The organism is Streptomyces sp. HNM0575 (assembly GCF_012726265.1).
Classification (GTDB): Bacteria; Actinomycetota; Actinomycetes; order Streptomycetales; family Streptomycetaceae; genus Streptomyces.
Map to the genome: position 1 here is coordinate 17,375 of NZ_JAASAG010000004.1, position 21,825 is coordinate 39,199.

General features: G+C 70.3%; 21 protein-coding genes and 1 pseudogene. 10 read left to right on the plus strand and 12 right to left on the minus strand.

The window, feature by feature from the left end; translation table 11 throughout:
* Window positions 1–48: 48 nt before the first annotated feature.
* Together HCC61_RS11545 and HCC61_RS11550 are read right to left on the minus strand one after the other, a co-directional pair.
* Window positions 49–816, minus strand: coding sequence for a GntR family transcriptional regulator (locus tag HCC61_RS11545; RefSeq protein WP_169135298.1), 768 nt, complete (start codon window positions 814–816; stop codon window positions 49–51).
* 72 nt (window positions 817–888) lie between these two features.
* Window positions 889–1,158: a hypothetical protein gene (locus HCC61_RS11550; RefSeq protein WP_169135299.1), complete on the minus strand. Its 270-nt coding sequence runs from the start codon at window positions 1,156–1,158 to the stop codon at window positions 889–891.
* 290 nt (window positions 1,159–1,448) lie between these two features.
* Between HCC61_RS11550 and HCC61_RS11555 the strand changes: the two genes are divergently transcribed.
* On the plus strand, window positions 1,449–3,068 hold the full coding sequence (locus tag HCC61_RS11555; protein ID WP_169135300.1) for a hypothetical protein: 1,620 nt from the start codon (window positions 1,449–1,451) through the stop codon (window positions 3,066–3,068).
* Between the two features lie 199 nt (window positions 3,069–3,267).
* Here the strand turns inward: HCC61_RS11555 and HCC61_RS11560 are convergent, their stop codons facing one another.
* The 4 genes and pseudogenes from HCC61_RS11560 to HCC61_RS11575 all read right to left on the minus strand — a co-directional run bounded on the left by HCC61_RS11560 (window position 3,268) and on the right by HCC61_RS11575 (window position 5,293).
* The gene (locus HCC61_RS11560; protein ID WP_169135301.1) at window positions 3,268–4,110 is read right to left on the minus strand and encodes an oxidoreductase; all 843 of its coding nucleotides are present in this window, start codon (window positions 4,108–4,110) and stop codon (window positions 3,268–3,270) included.
* Window positions 4,111–4,205: 95 nt separating this feature from the next.
* Window positions 4,206–4,742: a TetR/AcrR family transcriptional regulator gene (locus HCC61_RS11565; RefSeq protein ID WP_169135302.1), complete on the minus strand. Its 537-nt coding sequence runs from the start codon at window positions 4,740–4,742 to the stop codon at window positions 4,206–4,208.
* Window positions 4,743–4,852: 110 nt separating this feature from the next.
* A pseudogene (locus HCC61_RS11570) lies at window positions 4,853–4,972 on the minus strand (type 1 glutamine amidotransferase domain-containing protein); the annotation flags it as partial.
* 99 nt (window positions 4,973–5,071) lie between these two features.
* A complete protein-coding gene (locus tag HCC61_RS11575) occupies window positions 5,072–5,293 on the minus strand; it encodes a hypothetical protein (RefSeq protein ID WP_240968924.1) in 222 nt (73 codons plus the stop codon).
* Between the two features lie 99 nt (window positions 5,294–5,392).
* Here HCC61_RS11575 and HCC61_RS11580 point away from each other — a divergent pair, with 99 nt between their 5' ends.
* Window positions 5,393–5,653, plus strand: a complete 261-nt coding sequence (locus tag HCC61_RS11580; RefSeq protein ID WP_346777175.1) for a helix-turn-helix transcriptional regulator — start codon at window positions 5,393–5,395, stop codon at window positions 5,651–5,653.
* A 117-nt stretch (window positions 5,654–5,770) separates the two neighbouring features.
* On the opposite strand, the gene HCC61_RS11585 is transcribed toward HCC61_RS11580, so the two are convergent.
* Window positions 5,771–6,742: a chlorophyllase gene (locus HCC61_RS11585; protein ID WP_169135304.1), complete on the minus strand. Its 972-nt coding sequence runs from the start codon at window positions 6,740–6,742 to the stop codon at window positions 5,771–5,773.
* Window positions 6,743–6,893: 151 nt separating this feature from the next.
* Between HCC61_RS11585 and HCC61_RS11590 the strand changes: the two genes are divergently transcribed.
* Complete coding sequence (locus tag HCC61_RS11590) at window positions 6,894–7,274, plus strand: MerR family transcriptional regulator (protein WP_169135305.1); 381 nt, start codon at window positions 6,894–6,896, stop codon at window positions 7,272–7,274.
* 196 nt (window positions 7,275–7,470) lie between these two features.
* On the opposite strand, the gene HCC61_RS11595 is transcribed toward HCC61_RS11590, so the two are convergent.
* Window positions 7,471–8,085, minus strand: a complete 615-nt coding sequence (locus HCC61_RS11595) for a TetR/AcrR family transcriptional regulator (RefSeq protein WP_169135306.1) — start codon at window positions 8,083–8,085, stop codon at window positions 7,471–7,473.
* Window positions 8,086–8,172: 87 nt separating this feature from the next.
* Here HCC61_RS11595 and HCC61_RS11600 point away from each other — a divergent pair, with 87 nt between their 5' ends.
* Complete coding sequence (locus tag HCC61_RS11600; RefSeq protein ID WP_169135307.1) at window positions 8,173–9,108, plus strand: aldo/keto reductase; 936 nt, start codon at window positions 8,173–8,175, stop codon at window positions 9,106–9,108.
* Window positions 9,109–9,178: 70 nt separating this feature from the next.
* On the opposite strand, the gene HCC61_RS11605 is transcribed toward HCC61_RS11600, so the two are convergent.
* The 4 genes from HCC61_RS11605 to HCC61_RS11620 form a co-directional block, all read right to left on the minus strand.
* On the minus strand, window positions 9,179–10,720 hold the full coding sequence (locus HCC61_RS11605) for an FAD-dependent oxidoreductase (protein ID WP_169135308.1): 1,542 nt from the start codon (window positions 10,718–10,720) through the stop codon (window positions 9,179–9,181).
* A 22-nt stretch (window positions 10,721–10,742) separates the two neighbouring features.
* Complete coding sequence (locus HCC61_RS11610) at window positions 10,743–11,657, minus strand: diiron oxygenase (protein ID WP_169135309.1); 915 nt, start codon at window positions 11,655–11,657, stop codon at window positions 10,743–10,745.
* A gap of 327 nt (window positions 11,658–11,984) precedes the next feature.
* On the minus strand, window positions 11,985–13,007 hold the full coding sequence (locus HCC61_RS11615; protein WP_169135310.1) for a zinc-binding dehydrogenase: 1,023 nt from the start codon (window positions 13,005–13,007) through the stop codon (window positions 11,985–11,987).
* 211 nt (window positions 13,008–13,218) lie between these two features.
* A complete protein-coding gene (locus HCC61_RS11620; RefSeq protein ID WP_169135311.1) occupies window positions 13,219–14,043 on the minus strand; it encodes a FadR/GntR family transcriptional regulator in 825 nt (274 codons plus the stop codon).
* A 219-nt stretch (window positions 14,044–14,262) separates the two neighbouring features.
* Between HCC61_RS11620 and HCC61_RS11625 the strand changes: the two genes are divergently transcribed.
* The 6 genes from HCC61_RS11625 (at window position 14,263) to HCC61_RS11650 (ending at window position 21,769) form a co-directional block, all read left to right on the plus strand.
* Window positions 14,263–15,594, plus strand: a complete 1,332-nt coding sequence (locus HCC61_RS11625; protein ID WP_169135312.1) for an ArgE/DapE family deacylase — start codon at window positions 14,263–14,265, stop codon at window positions 15,592–15,594.
* Window positions 15,591–17,120 carry an aldehyde dehydrogenase family protein gene (locus tag HCC61_RS11630; protein ID WP_346777145.1) on the plus strand — a complete coding sequence of 510 codons (1,530 nt, stop codon included), beginning with the start codon at window positions 15,591–15,593 and terminating at the stop codon, window positions 17,118–17,120. Before HCC61_RS11625 ends, HCC61_RS11630 begins: the two co-directional genes overlap by 4 nt.
* Window positions 17,117–17,950 (plus strand): SDR family oxidoreductase, encoded by an 834-nt coding sequence (locus HCC61_RS11635; RefSeq protein WP_346777146.1) that lies wholly within the window; start codon window positions 17,117–17,119, stop codon window positions 17,948–17,950. Before HCC61_RS11630 ends, HCC61_RS11635 begins: the two co-directional genes overlap by 4 nt.
* Window positions 17,951–18,156: 206 nt before the next feature.
* On the plus strand, window positions 18,157–18,564 hold the full coding sequence (locus HCC61_RS11640; protein ID WP_169135313.1) for a DUF3311 domain-containing protein: 408 nt from the start codon (window positions 18,157–18,159) through the stop codon (window positions 18,562–18,564).
* Window positions 18,561–20,129, plus strand: coding sequence for a sodium:solute symporter family protein (locus tag HCC61_RS11645; protein WP_169135314.1), 1,569 nt, complete (start codon window positions 18,561–18,563; stop codon window positions 20,127–20,129). Before HCC61_RS11640 ends, HCC61_RS11645 begins: the two co-directional genes overlap by 4 nt.
* The gene (locus HCC61_RS11650) at window positions 20,129–21,769 is read left to right on the plus strand and encodes an amidohydrolase (RefSeq protein ID WP_169135315.1); all 1,641 of its coding nucleotides are present in this window, start codon (window positions 20,129–20,131) and stop codon (window positions 21,767–21,769) included. The genes HCC61_RS11645 and HCC61_RS11650 overlap by 1 nt, the downstream gene beginning before the upstream one ends.
* Window positions 21,770–21,825 lie beyond the last annotated feature (56 nt).

A 21,825-nucleotide genomic window follows, 5' to 3' on the forward strand; every position in this document is an offset into this window, starting at 1 on the left:
CCGCCGGGCACCGGCGACAGGCTCCGCCGGCCGTCGCCGCCCGCGCGGTCAGCTGGAGGAACCGGTCCAGCCCGAGCCTTCCACCGCCGCGAAACCGCGCCGGACAATGGAGCGGTTGAGTGCCGCCGCGAGGTCCGCCTCGCGGTCCGTGTACGCCTTCAGCAGCCGTCGGTGGTCCTCGGTGGACGTCTGCATCCGGCCGGGCAACGACAGGCTGAGATGGCGCAGTTGCAGCGTTCTGATACCGACGGAGTCCAGGACGCCACGCACCGTCTCGTTCGCTGCCAGCCGTGCTTCGGTGTTGCGGAAGCCGACGATCAGCCAGAAGAAGCGCTCGGGGTCACCGTCCTCCGCCGCGGCCTCCAGGGCGGCCTGCGCCTCGTGCAGCTCCTCCAACTGCCCGTCCGTGCAGTGCTGGACGATGCGCCTGCTGACCAGACCGTACAGTTCACCGCGCAGCTCGTAGATCTCCTGCACCTCGTCGATGCCCAGACTGCGTACGCGGGGACGCTTACGGGCCGCGATCTCGACCAGCCCCTCGCGCTCCAGGGCCGCGAGCGCCTCCCTGACCGGTGTGCGGCTGCTGCGGAAACGCCGTGCGAGATCGACTGAGTTTAGGTCGTCCCCGGGCTTCAGCCTGCCGTCGATGATCGAGGCACCGACGGAGACAAGGATCTGTGTGCCGACACCGCCCGGGTCCTCGGTCCGGCCCAGCACCCGCAGGATCTCGCGCTCACCCGGCGTCAGCCCGGGCCGGTCGAGGACACCGCGCGCCACTGCGGCCTCCGCCCGCCCCCCGCCGTCCTCGCCGGTCATCGGCGGCCACCATCCACGGACCTGGCGCCGGCCACATGCATCCGTCCCCTCCTCTGTGCACCGATTCGTCCGTCACGCGGCCCAACTCCCGTTCCGGGCGCAGGCATCGATGCGTGAGATCCTGCCGCAGCCGTACGAACTGATCGAATCGAGTATGTCCTTCCGCTCGTGCCGGTGGTCGGCGCCGCCGCGGTCGAAGGCGAACTCGTGGGCCACATTGCCGGGGAGCGCGCCTCGCGGGCCCTGCGCCGTGATGGCCGTCACCGAGTCCCCGTCACCACGTCCGGTCACTCGTGGCTGGACGGAGCCGCCGGCGACGACACCCGCGGTCTCCTCGCCCAAGGCGCCATGAACCTTCGCCGATCGCGAGCTTGAGCTCGATTGGATTCCCAATCGGTTGCGGAACCGGTGCCTGCGACCATGTGCACTTCTCGTGTACAGGCGGCATATCGGATGCGCGAGCCCGATGAGAGCGGTGTAACGGGACGCCCACTTCACGAGCCGTCAGGTAACCTCCGGTAACTTCCACGACGCCCTGCCGAAACCCCGAGCGCGTTGGTGCCCCGCGAGGCTCGCGCTCATCACCGGAGCAACCATGATGACCTCCCCCTCACGAACAGGCTGTTCGGCCCATGAATGACTTCTTCGAACCGCGCTTCCTCGCCGTGTGTCTGTTCATGCTGTTCATCGGCGCCTGCCTGTTCCTGGCCATGTGGGTCAGCCCGGATCTGCGCATCGGCGACGGCTTCTTCCGCGAGGGCAAACAGCTGGGCAGCGTGCCCACCGGCCTGGCCGTCGCCAGCGAGATCATGCCCACCGCCGCCGTGCTCTATCTGATCGGCACCGTCGCCGTCGGGGGTCTGGACGGAGTGGTCCTCTTCGTGTGCGCGGCAGCATCTCCCGTGCTGATGCGGCGCTGGCTGGCTGGCAGACTGCCGGCGGCCAGAGGCCGGACCTTCGGCGAGATGGTCACCCGCCACCTGCGGCACGGGCCCACCAGACGCTGGGTGGGATGCGCTTGCCTGGTTGCGGTCGTGCCCCTGCTCATCGTGCAACTCCAGCCGCTCGGCCATGCCGCCCAACTGATCGGGTTGGACGACACGTTCTCCCAGCGGCTGGTCGTCATACTGGCCGGCGGATTGATCCTCGCCTGTGCCACGATCGGCGCCGCCCGCGGCGCGACACTGCACCAGATAGCCACTGCCGCCTCCTTCCTTCTGATCGCCCCGGTGATGGCGGTCATGGTGATGCTGCGTTTCAACGGGAACATCGGCACCCTGCTGGAGACCGCCCAGCGGAAGCAGGGCGGCGCAGGCGCGTATCTCGGCACCGGCGGTCTCTTCGGCGAGGGCGTCGCCGGACACCTGGACCTCCTCGCCTACGCAGGCTGCGTGCTGTTCGGCGCGGCCTTCCTACCGCACATCGTCGTACGCCTGGCCGGAACACCGGACACACGCAGCGCCCGGAAGGCGGCCGGTGTGGGCGCGGCGACGCTGTGTTTCCTCGTCGCTACGGCCCTGTTCCTCGGCTTCGGCACCGCCGCCCTGGTCGGACGTGAGGAGCTGGCCCAGGAGGGGCCGTTCGGCGGTGTGAACCTGGCATTGCTCGCCATGGCCCTCGACGGCAGCGAGACAGGACAGGTGGGCAAGCTCCTGTTCTTCATCATGTGCGCCGTCTTCCTCACGATCCTCGCCTCCGCCTCCGTTCTGCTGCTGTCCGGATCAGCGTCGATCGTGCACGACCTGGGCCTAAGCGGCAGCGCCGAGGTGAAGCCGGACGCCCGCCGCGACGGAGGAGCGGCACGGGCCCGGCTGGTCATGACGGGCCTGGGTGCCTTGTGCATCCTGATCGCGGCGCTGACCATCGACGTGAACCCCCAGTTCTTCCTCGTCCTCACCTACACAGAGACCGTCTCGACGCTGCTGCCACTGCTGGTGTACGGCTTGGGCAAGCGGCCGGTCGCGGCTGCCGCGATCAGGCACTGCGTCCTGGTGACCACGGTGATCAATCTGGTGTTGATCTTCTTGTCGCCCTTGGTATCGGGCACCGCCCACGCCCTCTTCCCGTACGCCGACTGGAGCGTGTGGCCGATGACTTCGCCGAGCATTCTGAGCGTGCCGGCCGGATTCCTGATCTGCGGAGCCTCCAGCAGGCGCACACAGGCCGGCAAGGACGCAGCGGGGGCAGCGACGGGTACGGCCACCCGGTCACCGCAGCGCTCGGCCGCTGAGGCTCCCGGGCGAGGCCGGTAGCAGCGGCCTCCATTGCGCCCCGAGCTTCGTGGACCAACCGGCCACGACTGTCTCCGGGGCGCGGGTCCAAGTGAGCTGGACCCGGGCTGCCCGCGCCGCTGGCGTCGGCCGAGCCCGACGAGTGGGGCGACCCGATGTCGCCACTGCGGTGGACCACGAAGCCGGAAGACATCCGGACCGAGCTGATGTCGTCGTCGGGTCAGAGTTCTTCATCGGAGAAGTCGGCGGACGCGCTCACAGCGGCCCATTTCTCGGTCTCGGCCGTCCTCTCCGCGGCCGACGCGAGGACCGCGCTCACGGCATCGCCACCCAGCACGAGTCGGCGCGGCGCATCCTCCGAGCCAACGACGTCGAGGATGATCCTCGCCGCCCGCGCCGGGTCGCCTGCCTGGGCGCCGTCGGTCTCGTCTCGCATGCGGTGGAACGCCCCGACGGACGGCTCATAGTCGATGCCGACCTCGTGCCGGACCATCGAGGCCCCCTGCCAGTCTGTGCGGAATGCTCCGGGCTCCACGATGACGACCCGTACCCCGAACGGTGCGACCTCGTTGGCCAGGACCTCGGAGAAGCCCTCCACCGCGAACTTCGCGGTCTGGTAGGCGCCCATCCCCGGCGAGCCGCCCACCCGGCCACCGACCGACGAGAACTGCACGAAGGTGCCCGAACGTTGGGCCCGCAGAACCGGCAGCGCCGCACGGGTCACGTTGACCACACCGAACAGATTGGTCTCGATCTGAGCCCGGAAGTCGTCTTCGGCCATTTCCTCGATAGGTGCGCTGTTGGCGTAGCCGGCGTTGTTCACAACGACATCGAGTGAACCGAACTCCGCGACGGTTCGCTCGACCGCCGCCCGGGCTGCGGCCGGGTCGGTGACGTCCAAGGCGATCGCCCGGACGCGGCCACCGAAGCGGGCCACCAGGTCGTCAAGCTGCTCCGGCCGCCGTGCGCTCGCCGCGACCCGGTCCCCTGCCTGGGCTGCCGCTTCCGCCAAACAGCGCCCGAACCCTCGTGAAGCTCCGGTAATCAGCCACGTCCTGGTCATCCTGCCCCTCCTTCCAGTAAGTGTCATCCAGCATGACACTTAACAAGGAGAGGGGTGTGCAGCTACCAGCTGCGACAGCACCCACAGCAGGGTTGTCAGGCCCCGATGCCGCCGAGGAAGGCCCTGACCACGAGATCGGCGGCCTCGCCGGGCGTCAGCTCCGGCATGTCGTGAGCCGCGCAGTGCAACTGCGACTGCAACAGCACCAGCGGCCAGCGCTCAGGCAGCCCTTCCGCGATCACGCCCTCCCGCTCGGCACGGCGCAGAAAGGCGGACATGCGTTGGTCGACCTCCTGTCGACGGCGCAGGCTCGCGGTATCGACGGCCGCGCGGATGTCGACCGGCCACTCCCGGCTGATCCGGATCCCACCCTCGGCGAAGGCGCGCAGCGCGGACAGGACCGGCTCGTCATCGGCGAGGATGGTGTCGATAAGCGCATCGACGGCATCGAGGCGCGCTCGGTACACGGCGAGCAGCAGTTCCTCGCGCGACTCGAAACGACGGTAGACCGTGCGCTGGTCCACTCCCGCCGCCGCGGCCACATCCACTATCCGCGTGCCGGAGTCCGTCGCGAACAACCGGGCCGCCGCTCGAAGAACCGCGTCGAGGTTGCGCGTCGCATCCGCTCTCATCCGAGTCAACTTACTGCTTCCGGTGCGTTTCCTGCCTCTGCCCTCAGACGTCGCCCCGCGCCTCTTCCGGGTCCTTCAACTGGCCCGCGGGACGGGACCTGTTCGAGGTGTCAGCGCAGATCCGCGACAAGCCGCTCGGCGAGCTTCTGTGACGACTGGGGGTTCTGTCCGGTGTAGAGGTTCCTGTCGACGACGACGAAAGGCCGCAAGGGCAGGCGCCCCTTCCGGTAGTCCACGCCGCCCTCCCCGGCAGCCGTGGTCAAGGCCCATCCCCTGGGGCCCAGATCTACGTCACCAGGATGCAGGTCAGCGGCTGAGAGCGAGAGCCTTCACCGGAGCCGGGCGACGAAGGCGAGTGCCGCGTCGTCGCCGAGTTCGAGCAGTGCCGCCGCTGTGGCCGCCTCGTCCTTGCCCATCGGGTGCTGACCGAGCAGTGCGGCCGTGGTCCAGGCGAGCGGTTTGCCGACGGCTTCTGCCAGTTGCTCCCACGTGACCCCCGTCTTCACCTTGGCCTGACGTACGGCTTCGGCTGCTTCCTGCTTGCTCAGCATGCGCGTCTCCCTTGATGACGGTGGTCGGTGCTGCTGCGCCGTCTGCTGCTGGACATCGCTCAGGGGCGTCCGTTCGGACGTGGACGGGCTGGTCTGAGAGTGGCCGTTCCCGCCCACGAGCATCGCATCGCCTGCGATCTCGACCGCTTGCTCACAGTCCGGGGGATGTCGCTGGCTCAACTCGCCAGCCTGGTCGGGGTAACGGTTGCCAACCTCTCGGTGCTCAAGAACGGACGCGCCAAGGCAGTGCGCTTCTCCACCCTCACCGCCATCTGCGACGTCCTGGAATGCACGCCCGGGGATCTGCTCACCGTGCTGCCCAAGGACGCGGGGACCGGCCTTCCAGCTGACTCGGAGTGAAATCCGTGCGCTGCCGACGTACGAAGGGGCGGCGAGTGTCCCCGCTCCGCCGCCCCAGGCACCTTCAACAGAATCGCGGTCATTCCCCGTAATCAAAGCCGGCTACAGCAACGCTGTTCACTTGTCCCAGCTCTCGCTGGCGACGTCCAGCCGCCCCAGCGGGTGAGGGGCCTGAGAGAAGGTCTTTCGCATCGTCTCCCAGCCGGAACCATCGATACCGAGAGCGTGACGCAAGTAGGCCAAAGTCACCTGCTGAATCAGGGCGACGCGCGATGGGTTCTCGTCGGTGGTCTCGGCAGCCTCATAGCCCGGGATGCCACCGAGCGAGTGTCCAGCTCCGAACAGGGTGAGCAGGCTTTCGGCACCAGGGCTCAGGAAGTACGCATCGGTGGTCCAGTCCGCCCCCCGTACGGTAAGCGGGAGGTCGTCCTGCTCCCCTGCGACGACGAGGGTGGGAGTGGTCAACTGCGAGAAGTCCGGGCCGATCAGCCACGGGAAGTTCTCAACAGCGAAGGGGGTCAGATGGCCGCCATCGCCTGCCGTGGCGAGCAGCACCCCCGCCCTGATCCGCGGGTCGGACAGATCCTCCGAGACCCCGGTTTGCGGGTCACGAACACGCATCCCGAGCAGAACACCCGCGGTCTGACCGCCGAAGGAATGACCACTCGCAGCGATACGTCCTCGATCCAGACGCCCGGCCAGACCGGGAACGGCCGCCTCCAACAGGTCGAGGTCGTCAAGAATGCGCTTCATGTCCTCAACGCGAAGCCGCCACATTTGTGGCCGGCGGGGGTCGTCCCCGGAAAGGCTCAGAGTCCTGGAATCGAGATGGGTGGGCTGAATCACCGCAAAACCATGGGCAGCCCAGTAGTCGGCCAATGGACCGTAGCCCTCCAGCGAGGAGCCGAATCCGTGTGAAAGCAGGACGACCGGGAGATCGCCTCCGGTCGCGGGTGCGGACACCCGTACGCGCAGGCCCTCGCCGCGCTCAGGGGCGGGCAGCACAACTGGCTTTACAGAGACGACGGGTGCGGGGACCGGGCCGGGTATACCGGCCGCGACTACGGACGCCATGCCTGAGTCGTTCATGCGAAACCGCTTCCTTCGAGCGGCATCGTCGCCGCATGCAGAGGCGATGTCCTGCGTTCTGTGGGCAGCAGGACCTCGCACGAACTACGTTAGAACCTGACGTCGACGTTAGAGGCAAGCCCCATGACTCTCAGCGGAACGATCGGTCACTGTGCGCATCGGTGAACTCGCCGCCAGGACTGGTGTCAGCGTTCGCGCGCTGCGCTACTACGAAGAGCAAGAGCTGCTCGCCCCGGAACGCAGCCCCAGCGGGCAACGGCACTACCGGGACGGCGCGGTCGACCAGGTCCTGCTGATACAGCAGCTCTACGCCGCCGGGCTCTCGAGCAGAGCGATCGTCGAACTTCTGCCCTGCGTTGTCGATGGCAACGCCACACCGGCGCTGGTCGCCCGGCTGGAAGATCAACGCGGCCGAATCGACGGGCAGATCGCCGCGCTGCTCAGTATCCGCGAGCGGCTCAATTCGGTCATTGCCGGGGCCTCGTCAAATCTGCGCACGGGCCGGCCCTGCCGCGGTAGGACCACCGCCTGAGGACGGACGCTCCTCCGTGCCCCGCGCAGCCCCTGCCAACTGCGAGGACAGGTGACCCGTTTCAACAGCCGGAGCCGTCGAAGTGTGGCCGAGTTCCGGACAGCGGGCAGTTCACCCTCGGCTCGACGACACCCGCCCGTACCACCGACCACCGACTCGCTTACGACAGCGCTGCGTCAAGCCCGCCGGACACGGACTAGTCCTCCTGATCCTTCCGGCCGGTAGGCCGGAGCGCGTCGACGACAAGGTCCAGCAGGCGGGAGGTCTGTTCCGGAGAGCCGCCGGTTGCGGTGGAGAGGAAGACCCCGAGGACCATGGCGGTGACGTCCCCCGGGTCGACATCCCCACGCAACGAACCCGCCCGCACCCCGCCATCCAGAATCGTCGCGATCGCAGCAGTGACGCGTTCGCGCGTGGCCGGTGTCGTGATCTTGCCCGAAGCCCAGCCGGCGCGGAGGGTTTCGACCATGCCGCGCTTGGTGGCGACGAACACCGCGTAGCGGTCCATCCACGCCCGGAGCGCGGCGTCGGGCGGGAGTTCGGCCAGCAGGGCGGGGGCGCTGGTGACGACGTCGTCGAGTTCGGCGCTGTAGACGGCCTCGACGAGTGCCTCGCGGGTGGGGAAGTGGCGGTAGAGCGTGCCGATGCCGACCCCGGCCTCGCGGGCGACGGACTCGAGCGAGACGGCGTCGTCGGCTGCCGCGAAGGCGGCCCGTGCGGCCACGAGGAGCTTCTCGCGGTTGCGACGCGCATCGGCCCGGCCCGGCCCGCGGCCCGAGCCTGAGAGCGACGGTGACGACGGTTCGGACATCAAAGCGGAGGACCCTCCGGTACTGTTGCGGTCATACGAGCGGAGGCCCCTCCGCTTCTCTCATCCTGGCACGAGGACGGAACTCTCATGACATCCGCTTCCCCCCGGACCACGGCCACCGGCGCCCCACGCCCCGGAGGCCCCGGCCTGCTCGCCGGCCACACCGTCTCCCGTATCGGATACGGAGCGATGCAGCTGGAGCGCCTGCGCGACGACCGCGGCACCGCTCTCGCCATGCTGCGCCGGGCGGTCGAGCTCGGCATCGACCACATCGACACCGCCCAGTTCTACGGAAACGGCTTCGTCAACGGGCTCCTCCGTGAAGCGATCCACCCCGAGGACGGCGTCGTCATCGCCACCAAGGTCGGTGCCGCCCCCGACCCCGGCGCCCCGACCCCGCTACGGCCCGCGCAGCGACCCGAGGAACTTCGGGCAGGCGTCGAGGACAACCTGGCAAGCCTCGGTCTCGACCAGATCCCGCTGGTCAACCTGCGCCGTCTGGACACAGGACCCGGCCTGCGCGCCGAAGGTGACCAAGTGGTCGACATCGACGACCAGCTCGCGGTCATGGTGGCGATGCGGGAAGAGGGCAAGATCGGCGCGATCGGGCTCAGCAGCGTGACCCTGGAAGGGCTGCGCCGGGCGATCCCGGCGGGCCTCGCCTGCGTGCAGAACGCTTACAGCCTCGTGGCACGCGACGACGAGGACATCCTGGAACTCTGCACCGCCGAACAGATCGCCTGGGTCCCCTACTTCCCGCTCGGCAGCGCATTCCCCGGCCTGCCCAAGGTCACCGACGAACCAGCCGTCCAGAACGCAGCCCGGGCCCTGGACGCCACCGACTCACAGATCGGCCTGGCCTGGCTGCTGCACCACGCACCGAACGTCCTCCTCATCCCAGGCACCGCAACCGCAGAACACCTCGAGGCGAACGTCGCCGCGGCCGCCATCGACCTCGACGAGGCGACACTCACGGCCCTCGACGCCGTCCCCACACGTTCAACTGACATTCCGCTCAACTAGCGCCCGCCGTTTGGCCCCTGACGGATCCATGGCCAGAGGCGACCCGCAGAAAACTCGCCTGGAGGGCGGGTCATCGGCGGCGGCGACGGCGGCGGGCGAGGCGACGGAACGCCTTCGGCCCGACCGTCGGCGCGGGCAACGCGCCCGCGACCGCGTCGGCCAGCAGGCTGCCGACCGTCTCGGCCGCGCAAGCACGATTGGCGCCAATCCCTCCCGAGGGCCCGCGTTTGATCCAACCCACCACGTACGTACCGGTCTTGCCGGCCACCCGGCCGCTCTCGTGACGGACGGTTCCGGTTGCCTCGTCGAACGGGAGCCCCGCCTGGGGAACTCCGCGGTAGCCGATCGCCCGCAGCGCCATGCCGGCCGGGATCTCCAGCTCACCGTGACCGCCGGTCACGCGCACGGCGCGGACGCATTCGTCCCCGCACAGCTCCTGTGGCGTGGAGAGGAAGCGGAACACGATCCGGCGCCGCCGTCCCGCGGCGCCCGGCGACACGGACCAGTCGACGGCCTCCCGCGTCACACCCTGCAATACCGCCGCCTTGTCATTCGGCCCGGCGAGATCGATCGCCTCCCCGATCCGCGGATCGTGGTCGTCCACGACCAGGTCCACCTCGGGGAGCTGCTTCAGAGCGAGCAGCTCGGATCGGGAGTACGCCGCGTGATCCGGACCGCGGCGCCCCAGCACCACCACCTCGCGTACCTTGCTGCGGCGCAGCTCCGCCAGCGCGTGGCGCGCGATGCCGGTATCGGCGAGTGACTCCGGGTCGGAGACCAGGATGCGGGCGACGTCGAGGGCGACGTTGCCGTTACCGACCACGACGACTCGTTCCGCAGAGAGGTCGACGGCGTCCGGCGCGACCTCCGGGTGCGCGTTGTACCAGGCGACGACGGTGGTCGCGGCGAGACTGCCCGTCCGGTCCTCGCCGGGGATCCCCAGCCGCCGGTCGGAGGCGGCGCCCACCGCGTAGATCACCGCATCGTGGTGTGCGGCGAGTTCCCCGTCCGTGACGTCCTTGCCCACCTGGAGGCCGAGGTGCATCCGCACGCGAGGATGCGTGTGGAAGCGGGCGAAGGTGTCGCCGGCCTTCCTGGTCGAGGGGTGGTCCGGAGCCACGCCGTAGCGGACGAGACCGCCGGCGGCCGGAAGCCGGTCGACGAGCGTCACTTCGGCCCTGGTGTGCAGCAGCAGATCCTCGGCGGCGTACATGCCCGCCGGCCCGGTGCCGACGATCGCGACCCGCAACGGCCCGAAGTCCGGCGGCAGGACGCGTTCGAAGACCGGCTCGCCCCAGTCGTGGAAGATCGGCCCGTGGCCGCCGGTTTCAGACGGTTCCGTCTGCGGCTCCTTCTCGCTGTGCGCGAAGTAGGCCGAGTTGATGTCGGCGTACTCCCGCTGCGCGGCGGTCAGGCTGTCGACCGGAATAACGGCGTCCACCGGGCAGGCGTCGGCGCAGGCGCCGCAGTCGATGCAGGTCTGCGGGTCGATGTGCAGCATCTCCGTACTGCCGAAGTCCCGTTCCCCGGGCGTGGGGCGGATGCAGTTGACCGGGCAGACGGACACGCAACTGGCGTCCTTGCAGCAAGTCTGGGTGATCGCGAAAGCCATGTCGTCCGCTCGCGTGAAGTCGTCAGATCAGGTTGGCGCGCTTGTAGAAGAACAGCGCGGGCTTGGTGAGCAGCCCCACCGATGTCAGGAACTCCATCAGGCCCGAACAGCTCGACCGCATCATCGACTTGTGTTGCTCGTTGGCCTTCGCCTCACGCAGGGCGCGCTTCTCGTCGAGTCCGGCGTTCGCGTAGACCTTCCGGTTCACCATGCTGATCACGATGACGTAGGCCGCGACGGCGATCAGGAGAGAGTGGATGTGGCGGCGTACGCGTCCGGCGCGAGCGAGATGCTTGCGCGTTTCGTCGCGGGCGAACTTCATGTGCCGTGATTCCTCGACGACATGGATGTTGTTGATGGTGCGGACGAACGGCACGACGCGTTCGTCGCGCATCCAGTCGCGCTGCATGACGTCGAGTACCTCCTCGGCGACGAGGATCGCCCCGTACGCCCCCTCACCGAACGCAACGGTCTTGAAGAACCGGCCGAGTTCGACCGCCAGCCGGTGCGGGCGGTAGGCCGGTGCCCGAAGCTTCTTCGCGCCGCGGGCGAACATGATCGAGTGGCGGCACTCGTCGGCGATCTCGGTGAGCGCCCACTGGAAGGCGTCGTCGGTCGGGTCCTTGGCGTAGAAGTCCCGCAGCATCATCTGCTGAAGGATCATCTCGAACCAGATGCCGGTGCTGGCCACCGACGCGGCCTCCTGCCGGGTCAGCGCCTTGCGCTGTGCCTCGGTCAGTTCGTTCCAGTACGCCGTGCCGTAGAGGGTGCTCCACTCCGGGCTGGTCCCGTGGAAGTCCTCGTCCAGCGGGGTCTCCCAGTCGACCTCGGTGAGCGGGTCGTAGGAGAGTTGCGAGGACGAGTCGAGCAGCCGCCGCGCGACGTCGTCCTCGGGCGTCCGGTTCGTGGTCTGCGGTCGCGAGATGCCGGTGGCCATGCTGGGACTCCCTGAGTCGGGTCCGTGAAGTACCTCATCCTCTACTGCTATTACTGTCGGTAACAGCATCTTGCTGACAGACTTTATAGCAAGAGTCCGCCGCTGCCTACCCCTGCGTAACCCCCAAGTTGCGTGAGCGTGTCGCAACGTGTCGCTGTCGCGGCAGATGCACGGCGGAGCACCGCGTCACATCTCTTTCACGTTCAGTGGGACGGCCAGGTCTTCGCCGCGGCAACTGGACCTGAACCGCGGGTGGTTCGCAGCTCGCGACGGCATCCGACCGGCGGGACGAATTGCCGTGTGGCCGCCTGGCCGTGTGGCACGGCGTCAGGTGATACGCAGGATCACCTTGCCGATGAGTCCGGGCCGGTCGAGGAGTTGCCCCGCACGTTCTGCCTCGCTGAGGTCGAGGACCGAGTCGATGACGGGGCGCACGTCGTGGGTTCGCAGCAGGCCGGGCAGTGCTTCGCGCAATCGGGCGGTGAGCGCGCGCAGTTCGCCGGCGTCACGGCCGCGGAAGGTGGTGCCGATCAGCTGTATCCGGCGGGCGGCGAGCGTTTCGAGGTCGAGGTGAGCGTGTGTCCCGGCGAGCCGTCCGATCTGCACGATCCTGGCGCGAGGAGCGGCAGCGGCGAGCAGGTCGGCGAGGACGGGTCCGCCCAGGTGGTCGAGGCAGACGTCGAAGGCGTCCGGGCCGAGCACGGTGGCGATGTCCTCGGGGTTCTCGGCGTTCTCGGGGTTCTCGGGGTCCTCGGGGTTCTCGGGATCCGTATCGACGACCCGGGTGGCGCCCAACTCGCGGAGCAGGCCTGCCTTGTCCCTGGAGCGGGTGGTCGCGATGACCGTGTGTACGCCGAGGGCCCGGGCGAGCTGAACGCCGATGTGACCGACGCCGCCGGCGCCGCCGGTGATGAGGACGCGGTCGTCGGGCCGCAGCCGGGCTGCCTCGGTCAGGGCGCCGTACTCGGTGAGGAGCGCGCTGGGCAGCCCGGCGGCGGCCACGAGGTCCAGGGAGTCGGGCACGGGCAGGAGGAGCCGGTGGTCGACGGCGACCAACTCGGCGCAGGCACCGCCCGTTTGTGCCATGACGTACTGACCGGGTGCGATGCCGGTGACGCGATCGCCGACCGCCCGTACTCGACCGGCCATCTCGAACCCGACGCGGTCCGGCGCCACGTTCCAGTCGGCGCTGGAGGGGACGTAGGCACCCTCGCGCATCAGCAGGTCGGCGCGGTTCAGCCCTGCGTCGGCGACCTCTACCAGCACCTGGTCCCCGGCGACGGCGGGTGGCGCGATCTCGGTCACGGTCCACGCGGACGGTGTGCCGGTGGTGGTCCGAAGCGCGCGCATGGGGTGATTGTCACCGACCGGCCACCATCAGGCCCGCCGGGGGAAGGAGTTGGGCCGACCGCATGGACGAAGGTGTGCAACCGCGCGACGACTAGTTCGCAACTGAGAGCCGACGGGCGGAGGTTGGGGGCGTCGTGGCGTCGTGCGAGGAAGTCCGTTCATCGGTCGGCTCGGCCTGGCTAACGAAACCCCCGGACGCTCCCCCGCTGCGTCACTCCCCGTCGAGGGCTGCGGCGAGCAGCCGTCGGGTGGTGTCCTCGACGCGGTCGGCGTAGTAGTCGTAGAGCGCCTGACGGCCCAGGCGGGCCGCGAGCGTGCCGTCGCCGTCGCGGATCGCGGCGAGGACCTGGCGGTGGTGGGCGATGGAGCGCCGCATCCACACGGTGGCGTCGGCGGCCACCGCGATCTTCTCCTCGATGACCTCGACGACGGCGTCGTGGACCGCACGGGCGCACAGGCCCAGCAGTGAATTGCCGCTGGCTTCGGCCACCGCACGGTGGAAGAGGGCGTCCGCCTCGCTGAAGGCGTGCAGATCCGCCTTCCCGGCCTTCCCGGAACCGCCGGAACCACCGGAACCGCCGGAACCGCCGGAACCGCCTGCGCTGAGCGTCTCCATCCGCTCGATCTGCTCCGTCATCCGCGCCAGGTCGCTCTCGCTGTGCAGACGGGCGGCGAGACGGTTGCTCTCGGCGTCCAGCACCATGCGGAAGTGCACCAGCTCGCCGAGCGTGGACAGATGGGAGCGGGCGAGCCGCCCCAGGGTGCGGCTGAGGTTGTCCGGGGTGACGCCGAGGACCTCGGCCCCCAGGGGGTCGCCGGGCCGGGAGCGTACGAGTCCGGCGGACTGGAGTACGCGCAGCGCTTCGCGGACCGTGGAGCGTCCGACGGCGAACTGGCTGACGAGTTCTCGTTCCCCGGGGAGCCGTGAGCCCGGCGGGAGTTCGCCGCTGAGGATGCGCTCCTCGATCTGTTCCGCGACGCGCTGATAGGCGCGCACCGGCTCGACCGGCTGGAAGACGGCCCCCTCCGCGGACATGTGCTCCCCCCTCGTGGTCACCGGTCGGCTGCCGGACTGCTGGTGCTCAGTGGTGCTCAGGGCTGCGGACTATGCGCCGCGGCCTTCGGCTTCGGACGCCGGCGGAAGCCGGGCATGCGCTCCCCCTTGACCGAGGCGTGAATGCGCTAGGAGAGTACGGGAATTCGACTGGTCTGACCAGTCTCCTGGTTCTCTGCCAGGTTCCTTGGAGGTTGCCGCATGCTTTCCCGTCCTGGTGCTCCCTCGCGCGATCCGGTGGTCGACGCGGACGCCGCCGTCCGTCTCACCCGCGACCTGGTGCGGCTTCGCACCGTGAGCGACGCGGGCGCCGACCAGGTCGAGACGCCGGCCGTCGGTCTGCTGGAGCGGCTCTTCGCCGAGTTCGGCTGGCAGTACGAGGTGACCGAGGTAGTCCCGGGACGCCAGAACCTCGTCGCCGTCGTCGAGGGCGGCGGCGGGGCCGGGCCGACGCTGATGTTCGAGGGGCACACCGACGTCGTGACGGAGGGACGCGGTGAGGACTGGAGCGTCGACCCCTACGGCGGCGAGATCCGCGACGGCAGGCTGTGGGGCCGCGGCTCCGCCGACATGAAGTCCGGTCTGGCCGCGATGATCCACGGGGTGCGGGGGCTGCAACTCGCGGGGCCGTTCCCCGGGCGCATCGTGCTCGGCGCGCTGTGCGACGAGGAGGGGATGATGCTCGGCGCGAAGGCGTTCGCGGCCTCGGCGGCGGCGTCCGGGATCGACGGTGTCATCGTCTGCGAGCCGGAAGGGTACGAGGTGTGCACCTCGGCCCGCGGCGCGATCCGTCTCCGCCTGGATCTGACCGGTGTGATGGCGCACGGCGCGATGCCGCAGGAGGCACGGTCGCCGCTGGTCGCCGGGGCGCGGATCGTCCAGGCGCTGGCCGGCGTGGAGGAGTGGGCCGTCGAGCGTTTCGGCACCCATCGGCATGCCGGGTCGGTGACCGTGACGCCGACCGTGCTGCGTGCGGGAGACCCCGGGCAGCTCAACGTGATTCCCGCGCACGGCATGATCGGCGTCGATGTGCGTACCGTCCCGGGCACCGATCATGGCGAACTGCTCGCCCGCATAAGCGAGTCGGCCCGCGACGCCGCGGCCACGGCGGGTGTGACGGTCGAGCCGGCAGTGGTCGACGACCGGCCGGCGGTCGAGATCGGCGAGGACCATCCCGTCGTGGCGGCGCTGGTCGCCGGGCACCGCGGCGAGCACGGGGCGGCGCCCGCGTTCGGGGCGGTGCCCGGCACCACGGACGGGACGATCCTCACGCGGGACGCGGGGCTGCCGACCGTGGTGTACGGGCCGGGCGGCAAGTGGATCGCGCACCAGAAGGACGAGTACGTCGAGGTCGCGGAGATCGGCCAGTACGCGAGGGTCTACGCCGCGGCCGCGCGGCACTTCCTGACCGCCGGAGCGGCCGGGGACGGGATCGCGGGTGCCGGGGCGAGAGCCGGGGAGACCGGGGACGCGAGCGCGGATGCCGGGGAGACCGCGGACGCGAGCGCGGATGCCGGGGAGGCCGCCCGGTGAGCGCCCCGCTCACGCCCGGCTCCCCCGTGCCGCCGCCACAGCAGCCACAGCCGCCACCAGAGCTGCCGCGGAATTTGCCTCAGGAGTTGCCGCGGGAGGTCACCGGTTCGCTGCCCGTCGGCGAGGAGTGGGTGCCCACCGCCCGCTGCGCGCCGGTGCGATTCCCGTATGACGGAAGCGACTTCGCGGTCGCTCCGGTCGGAGACGAGGCGCTCGCGGAGCGGGCGGCCGATCATGCGGCGGGGTTGCGCAGGCAGGTGGCGAAGCTGCCCACGCGGGTGCGGCGGCGGGTCCTCGCCGGTGTCGCCGCGGCGCTGGCGGAGGTCTCCTCCGGCATGGAGGACCTGCTGGTGCTGGAGACGGGCAAGCCTCGGGCCGACTGCCGTACCGAGGTGGTGCGGGCGGTGGCCACCTGGGAGGCGGCGGCCGACGAAGTGTCACACGTGCACGGTGAGACGGTGGCGCTGGACGGCCTGCCGTCCGGTGACGGCATGACGGGGTTCTGGACGCGGCGGCCGGTCGGCGTCGTCGTGGGGGTGGCCGGGTTCAACTACCCGATGATGCTGGCCTCCCACAAGATCGCGCCTGCGCTCGCCGCGGGCTGTCCCGTCATCGTCAAGCCCGCGCCGCAGACGCCGCTGGCGACGCTGTGGCTGGTCGCGCTCGTACGGGAGCAGCTGACGGCGGCCGGTGCGCCCGCGGGAGCGGTGCAGACGGTGACCGGGGACGCCGGTGTGGGGCGCGCGCTGACGACGCACCCCGACGTGGCGGCGGTCTCCTTCACCGGCTCCGCCGAGATCGGGCACCGCATCGCGCGCGAGGCCGCGCCGCGCAAGGTGGTCCTGGAGCTCGGCTCCAACGCGGCCGTGGTGGTGGCAGCCGACGCCGACCTCGACGCGGCCGCCGACGCCGTGGTGCGCGGGGGCCTCTACGCCTCGGGCCAGGCGTGCATCTCCGTTCAGCGGGTGATCGCCGTGGAGGAGGTCGCCGGTGAGCTGGAGCGCAAGCTCACCGAACGGCTCCCCCGCGTCGTCGTCGGCGATCCACGCGATCCGGACACGACGGTGGCGCCGCTCATCGACGAGGCGTCGACGCAGCGGGTGTGCTCCTGGATCGACCGTGCCCGCGCCGCAGGCGCGCGGCTGGTGCACGGCGGCGGGCGCAGCGGTGCGTGCATCACGCCGACGCTGCTGGCCGGGGTGCCCGACGGCGAGCCCGCCTGGGACGAGGAGATCTTCGGCCCGGTGATGTGCCTGCGGTCGGTGCCCGATCTTGAGGCCGCCTACGCGGCGGTCAACGCCAGCCGGTACGGGCTGCACGCGGCCGTCTACACCCGGGACTTGGGGACCGCGTTCGACGCCGTCGAGGAGCTGGACGTCGGCGGCGTCGTCGTCAACGAGGTGCCGGGCTACCGCTGCGACATCGCACCGTACGGCGGGGTGAAGGACTCGGGAGTCGGCCGCGAGGGCCCGCGGTTCGCGATCGAGGAGCTGACGGTGACGCGGATGGCGGTGTTCCGGCGGTGAGCGCGGCCAGGGAGGAGAGCAGGGTGGGGTACGCGGATCTGTTCCGCCTGGACGGCCGGCGGGTGGCGGTCGTCGGCGGTGCCAGCGGCATCGGGCGGGAGTCGGTACGCGCGCTGGCCGCGCACGGCGCCGAGGTGCTGATCGCCGACAAGGACGTGCCGGGCGCGGAGGAGACCGCGCGGCTGGCCGCCGCCGAGCGGCCTGCGCCCGGAGCGGGCCCGGGCCCGGGCCCCGTCAGCGTGCACCGCCTCGACGTACTCGACGACGTCGCCGTACGGGAGGCCGCGGCCCAGTGGGGAGCCGTGGACGGCCTCGTCGTCACGGTGGGCGCCAACGTGCGCAAGCGGATCGCGGATTACACGCCGCACGACTTCGAGCGGGTCATGGCGCTCAATCTGCGGGCGTATCTGACGCTCGTGCAGTCGATGGCTCCCGGGATGGCCGCCCGGGGGCGGGGCAGCGTGGTGGGGCTGGCGTCGATGCGGGCCTTCCAGGTGGAGGCCGGGCAGAGCGTGTACGCCGCCTCCAAGGCGGGACTTGTGCAGTTCCTGCGGACCGCGGCCGAGGAGTGGGGGCCGAGTGGAGTGCGCTTCAACGCCGTCGCGCCCGGCGTGGTCCGTACGCCGCTCACCGATCAGATCGCCGCCGATCCGCAGTGGTACGAGGCCTACGCGCAGGCTTCCGCGCTGCGGCGTTGGGCAGGCGCGGAGGAGATCGCCGGGGCCGTGACGTATCTCGTCTCCGACGCCTCGACGTATGTCACCGGCAGCGTGCTGACCGTGGACGGCGGCTGGACGGCGGTGGACGGCCGCTACGAACCGTCGTTGTAGCCGGTGCCGGATTCCGTGCCCGGCAGTGAACCCGGTCCCGGCACCGGCACCGGCACAGCGAACACCCGGCACCCGGCACCCGGCACCCGGCACCCGACACCCGACCGACAACCAACCAGCGACAACCGAGCAGCGAGCAGCGAGCAGCGAGCAGCGAGCAGCGAGCAACCGAGAACAGCAGCGCAGGCAGCACAAAAAGGAGCGACATGTCCGAGACCCGATCAGAACCAGGTCCGGAGGAGCCCGGCCGGCCGGACCCGCTCCCCTTCGGCGCACTGCCCGCCGCGAGCAGGCGCCGCCGCTCGCTGTGGCTGCTGGTGGTGCCAGCGGTGCTCTACGGCGCGGCACCGGTGGTGGCCAACAGCATCGAACCGCGCATTCTCGGCGTGCCGTTCCTCCTGGCCTGGATCATCATGGCGTCCGTCGTCAGCCCGCTGGTCATCTGGGCCGCCGCCCGCCTCGATCCGGCCTACCGCGCGGACGCGCTCGAACCGATACCCGCGGACGACGTACCCGAGGACTCCGCACCCGAAGACTCCGCACCCGAAGACGCGGCATCCGAGGACGCCGCGGCTGGCGGCGGACGCGGGCCGGCCACCGGAGGTGCGGCATGAGCGGCTCCGCTGCGATCGCGACGACGCTGTTCGGGCTGGCGATGGTCGCCACCGTCGTCGTGGGTCTGCTCAGCGCACGCGGCCGGGACAAGGGCCTGGCGGAGTGGACGGTCTCCAGCCGGGGCCTGGGGGCGCTGTTCATCTGGCTGCTGATGGCCGGCGAGACCTACACCAGCTTCTCGTTCCTTGGCACGGCCGGCTGGTCGTTCTCCTACGGCGTGCCGATCCTGTACCTGGTGGCGTATCTGACGACGGGGTTCGCGGTGGCCTACGTCGTGGGGCCCGCCCTGTGGACGTACGCGAGCCGGCACCGGCTGATCTCCATCGCCGACATGGCCGAACACCGCTTCCGCTCCCGGCCGTTGGGGATGCTGGTGGCGGTCGTGGCCACGGTCTTCATCGTGCCGTACATCCAGGTGCAGATTCAGGGCATGGGCGTGGTCGTCAACGCCATGACCTACGGCAGCATCGACCTGAAGGTCGCCGCGGTGATCTCGTTCGTGGTCGCCGAGGTGTTCATTCTGGTGTCGGGGCTGCGCGGTTCGGCCTGGGTGAGCGCGCTGAAGGACGTTCTGGTGATCGCGGTGGTGGTCTTCCTCGCGGTCTACGTGCCGGTCCATTTCGTCGACGGGCTGGGCGACTTGATGCACCGCATGGTGACGGAGAAGCCGGAGTGGCTGACCTTCCCGGGCCACGACTCCGCTGGTATGGACGGCACTTGGTTCGCGACGACGATGCTGCTCAACGCCGTGACCATCACCGTCTTCCCCACCACGGTCGCCGGTTATCTCAGCGCGAAGTCCCCGAACACCCTGCGGCGCAACGCAGTTCTGCTGCCGTGGTACCAACTGCTGCTGTTCATCCCGATGGTGGTCGGGCTGACGGCGCTGTTCGTGGTGCCGGATCTGAAGAACCCGGATCTGGCGCTGTATTCGCTCGTCACCGACTCGCTGCCGGCTCCCCTCGTCGCGGTGATCGGCATCGCCGGGGCCCTGTCGGCGATCGTTCCGATGAGTGTGTTCATGCTCGCCATCGGCACGCTGTGGGGCCGCACCCTGCTGGGCGGCGGCAACGGCTCCGATCCGCGCAGCCGCCGCAGCGGCTCCACCCGGGCCGGTGACATGCGCACCAAGCGGCTCTCGCAGCTGGTGTGTCTGCTGGCGGGCCTGCTCGCACTGGCCGGGGCCCTGTTCTTCCCCAACACCCTCGTGCAGCTGTCGGTTCTCTCCTACGAGGGGCTGGCACAGCTGGTGCCCACCGTACTGCTGGCCCTGTACTGGCGGCGGATGACGGCGTCCGCGGCCGCCGCGGGGATGCTCGCAGGGCTTGCCGTGATGACGCTGCTGTGGACCACGGGCAACGACCCGCTCAACGGGATCAACGGCGGCATCCTCGCTTTCGCCGCGAACCTCGCCGTCACCGCGGCCGTCACCTGGGCCCGTCCCGCCGCGTCCGGCGGCCGGTCCGGTACGGCGCAGACCGCCGGCACCCCTACGGCCGCCGCCAAGTCCGCCGCCAAGTCCGGCACCAAGTCCGGCACCAAGACCGGTGCAGGGGAGGCCTGATGACCGACGCGACGGCCGGCACGACGGCCGACGAGCTGCGGCCCGTGCTCTACCGCGCCGCCCGCATCGTCAGCCAGCAGCCCCGCCCGGGCCCCGAACCGGAAGCCGTCGCCGTCGCACACGGCCTGGTGACCGCGACGGGCACGGTCGCGCAGCTGCGCGACCGCTTCCCCGCCGCCGAGGTGGTCGACTTCGGGGACGCCGCGCTCGTACCGGGCCTGAACGACGCGCACATCCATCTCGCCATCGCCGCCGAGGACTTGCTCCATCTCGACCTGTCCGCCGCGGCCGTCGCCGGCGTCGACGACCTTCTCCGGCAGGTGCGTGCCGAGGCGTCGCGTGCCGCACCCGGCGAGTGGATACGCGGCAGCCGCTACGACGACACCAAGACCGGGCAGCTCACCCGCTGGGACCTCGACCGTGCCGCCCCGGACCACCCGGTCCTCGTGGTGCAGGTCGCCGGGCACTGGGGAGTCGTCAACTCGCCCGCGCTGAAGGCTCTTGGGATCGACGAGGACTCCTCCCCTCCGGAGGGCGGCGAATTCGGACGCGGCGCAGACGGACGCCTCGACGGGCGTCTCGTCGAACGCGCCCTGATGAACGTCGTCTATCCCGCCACCGCACGCGGTGCGGCCTCTCCCCTGCGGCCCAGCTCGCCGCAGGACAAGCTGCGCGGCCTCGCGCGGGCGCAGCGGCAGTGGCACGCCGCGGGCCTGACGTCCGTGTGCGACGCGCTCATCGCTCCCGAGGACATCGCGCTGCTGCGCCTGGCACGAGCCGAGGACGAACTGACCCTCCGCGTCGGCATGTTGCTGTCCATCGACCACTACGGCGCGGCGCAGGCGCTCGGAGTCGGCAGCGGCTTCGGCGACGACATGCTGCGGCTGGTCGGCGTGAAGGCCTTCGTGGACGGCGCGATCGGCGGGCGTACGTGCCTGCTGGCCGAACCGTACGCGGACTCCGAGGGGCACGGCCTGCAAACCACCCCGACCGAGGAGCTGTTCGCCCAAGTTCGAGCCGTGCACGGCGACGGCAACCGCATCGGTGTGCACGCCAACGGCGACGCCGCGATACGCCTCGTACTCGACGCGTTCGAGGCCGCGCAGCGGGAGATGCCCCGGTCCGGACTGCGCCACCGCATCGAGCACTGCACCGTCGTCGACGCGGACATAGTGGAGCGGATGAGGCAACTGGGCGCGATCGCCGTGCCGTTCGCGGGTTACGTGGCCTATCACGGCGGTGCGCTGAACCGCTGGTACGGCCCGGAGCGGACCGGGCGGATGTTCGCGCACCGCTCGTTCCTGGACGCGGGCGTCACGGTGGCGGGCTCGTCGGACTATCCGTGCGGCCCGTACCAGCCGCTGCTCGGCATCCAGTCGATGGTCACCCGCGAGGGCATGGACGACGGCGAAACGGTCGGCGCCGTCCAGCGGACGACCGCCGCGGAGGCGCTGTCCGTCTTCACGCTCGGCTCGGCGGAAGCGGAGGGCACCTCCCATCTGAAGGGACGGCTGGCGCCGGGATACCTCGCGGACTTCACGGTGCTGGGCGAGGACTTGACGACCGCCGATCCGCACGGCATCGCATCCGTACCGGTGCGGGCGACGTACGTGGGCGGCGAATGCGTCCACGAGGCCTGATCACGCTCGCCCCTGCCCTCGCGCTTCCCCCCTGCGAAGCCGGCTGAAGCGGCGCC

Bases quoted from the DNA above. Each gene is read 5' to 3' on its own strand.
- HCC61_RS11545 (WP_169135298.1), bottom strand. From the start codon at position 816: ATGACCGGCGAGGACGGCGGGGGGCGGGCGGAGGCCGCAGTGGCGCGC.
- HCC61_RS11555 (WP_169135300.1), top strand. From the start codon at position 1,449: ATGAATGACTTCTTCGAACCGCGCTTCCTCGCCGTGTGTCTGTTCATG.
- HCC61_RS11560 (WP_169135301.1), bottom strand. From the start codon at position 4,110: ATGACCAGGACGTGGCTGATTACCGGAGCTTCACGAGGGTTCGGGCGC.
- HCC61_RS11565 (WP_169135302.1), bottom strand. From the start codon at position 4,742: ATGAGAGCGGATGCGACGCGCAACCTCGACGCGGTTCTTCGAGCGGCG.
- HCC61_RS11575 (WP_240968924.1), bottom strand. From the start codon at position 5,293: ATGCTGAGCAAGCAGGAAGCAGCCGAAGCCGTACGTCAGGCCAAGGTG.
- HCC61_RS11585 (WP_169135304.1), bottom strand. From the start codon at position 6,742: ATGAACGACTCAGGCATGGCGTCCGTAGTCGCGGCCGGTATACCCGGC.
- HCC61_RS11595 (WP_169135306.1), bottom strand. From the start codon at position 8,085: ATGTCCGAACCGTCGTCACCGTCGCTCTCAGGCTCGGGCCGCGGGCCG.
- HCC61_RS11600 (WP_169135307.1), top strand. From the start codon at position 8,173: ATGACATCCGCTTCCCCCCGGACCACGGCCACCGGCGCCCCACGCCCC.
- HCC61_RS11605 (WP_169135308.1), bottom strand. From the start codon at position 10,720: ATGGCTTTCGCGATCACCCAGACTTGCTGCAAGGACGCCAGTTGCGTG.
- HCC61_RS11610 (WP_169135309.1), bottom strand. From the start codon at position 11,657: ATGGCCACCGGCATCTCGCGACCGCAGACCACGAACCGGACGCCCGAG.
- HCC61_RS11615 (WP_169135310.1), bottom strand. From the start codon at position 13,007: ATGCGCGCGCTTCGGACCACCACCGGCACACCGTCCGCGTGGACCGTG.
- HCC61_RS11620 (WP_169135311.1), bottom strand. From the start codon at position 14,043: ATGTCCGCGGAGGGGGCCGTCTTCCAGCCGGTCGAGCCGGTGCGCGCC.
- HCC61_RS11625 (WP_169135312.1), top strand. From the start codon at position 14,263: ATGCTTTCCCGTCCTGGTGCTCCCTCGCGCGATCCGGTGGTCGACGCG.
- HCC61_RS11640 (WP_169135313.1), top strand. From the start codon at position 18,157: ATGTCCGAGACCCGATCAGAACCAGGTCCGGAGGAGCCCGGCCGGCCG.
- HCC61_RS11645 (WP_169135314.1), top strand. From the start codon at position 18,561: ATGAGCGGCTCCGCTGCGATCGCGACGACGCTGTTCGGGCTGGCGATG.
- HCC61_RS11650 (WP_169135315.1), top strand. From the start codon at position 20,129: ATGACCGACGCGACGGCCGGCACGACGGCCGACGAGCTGCGGCCCGTG.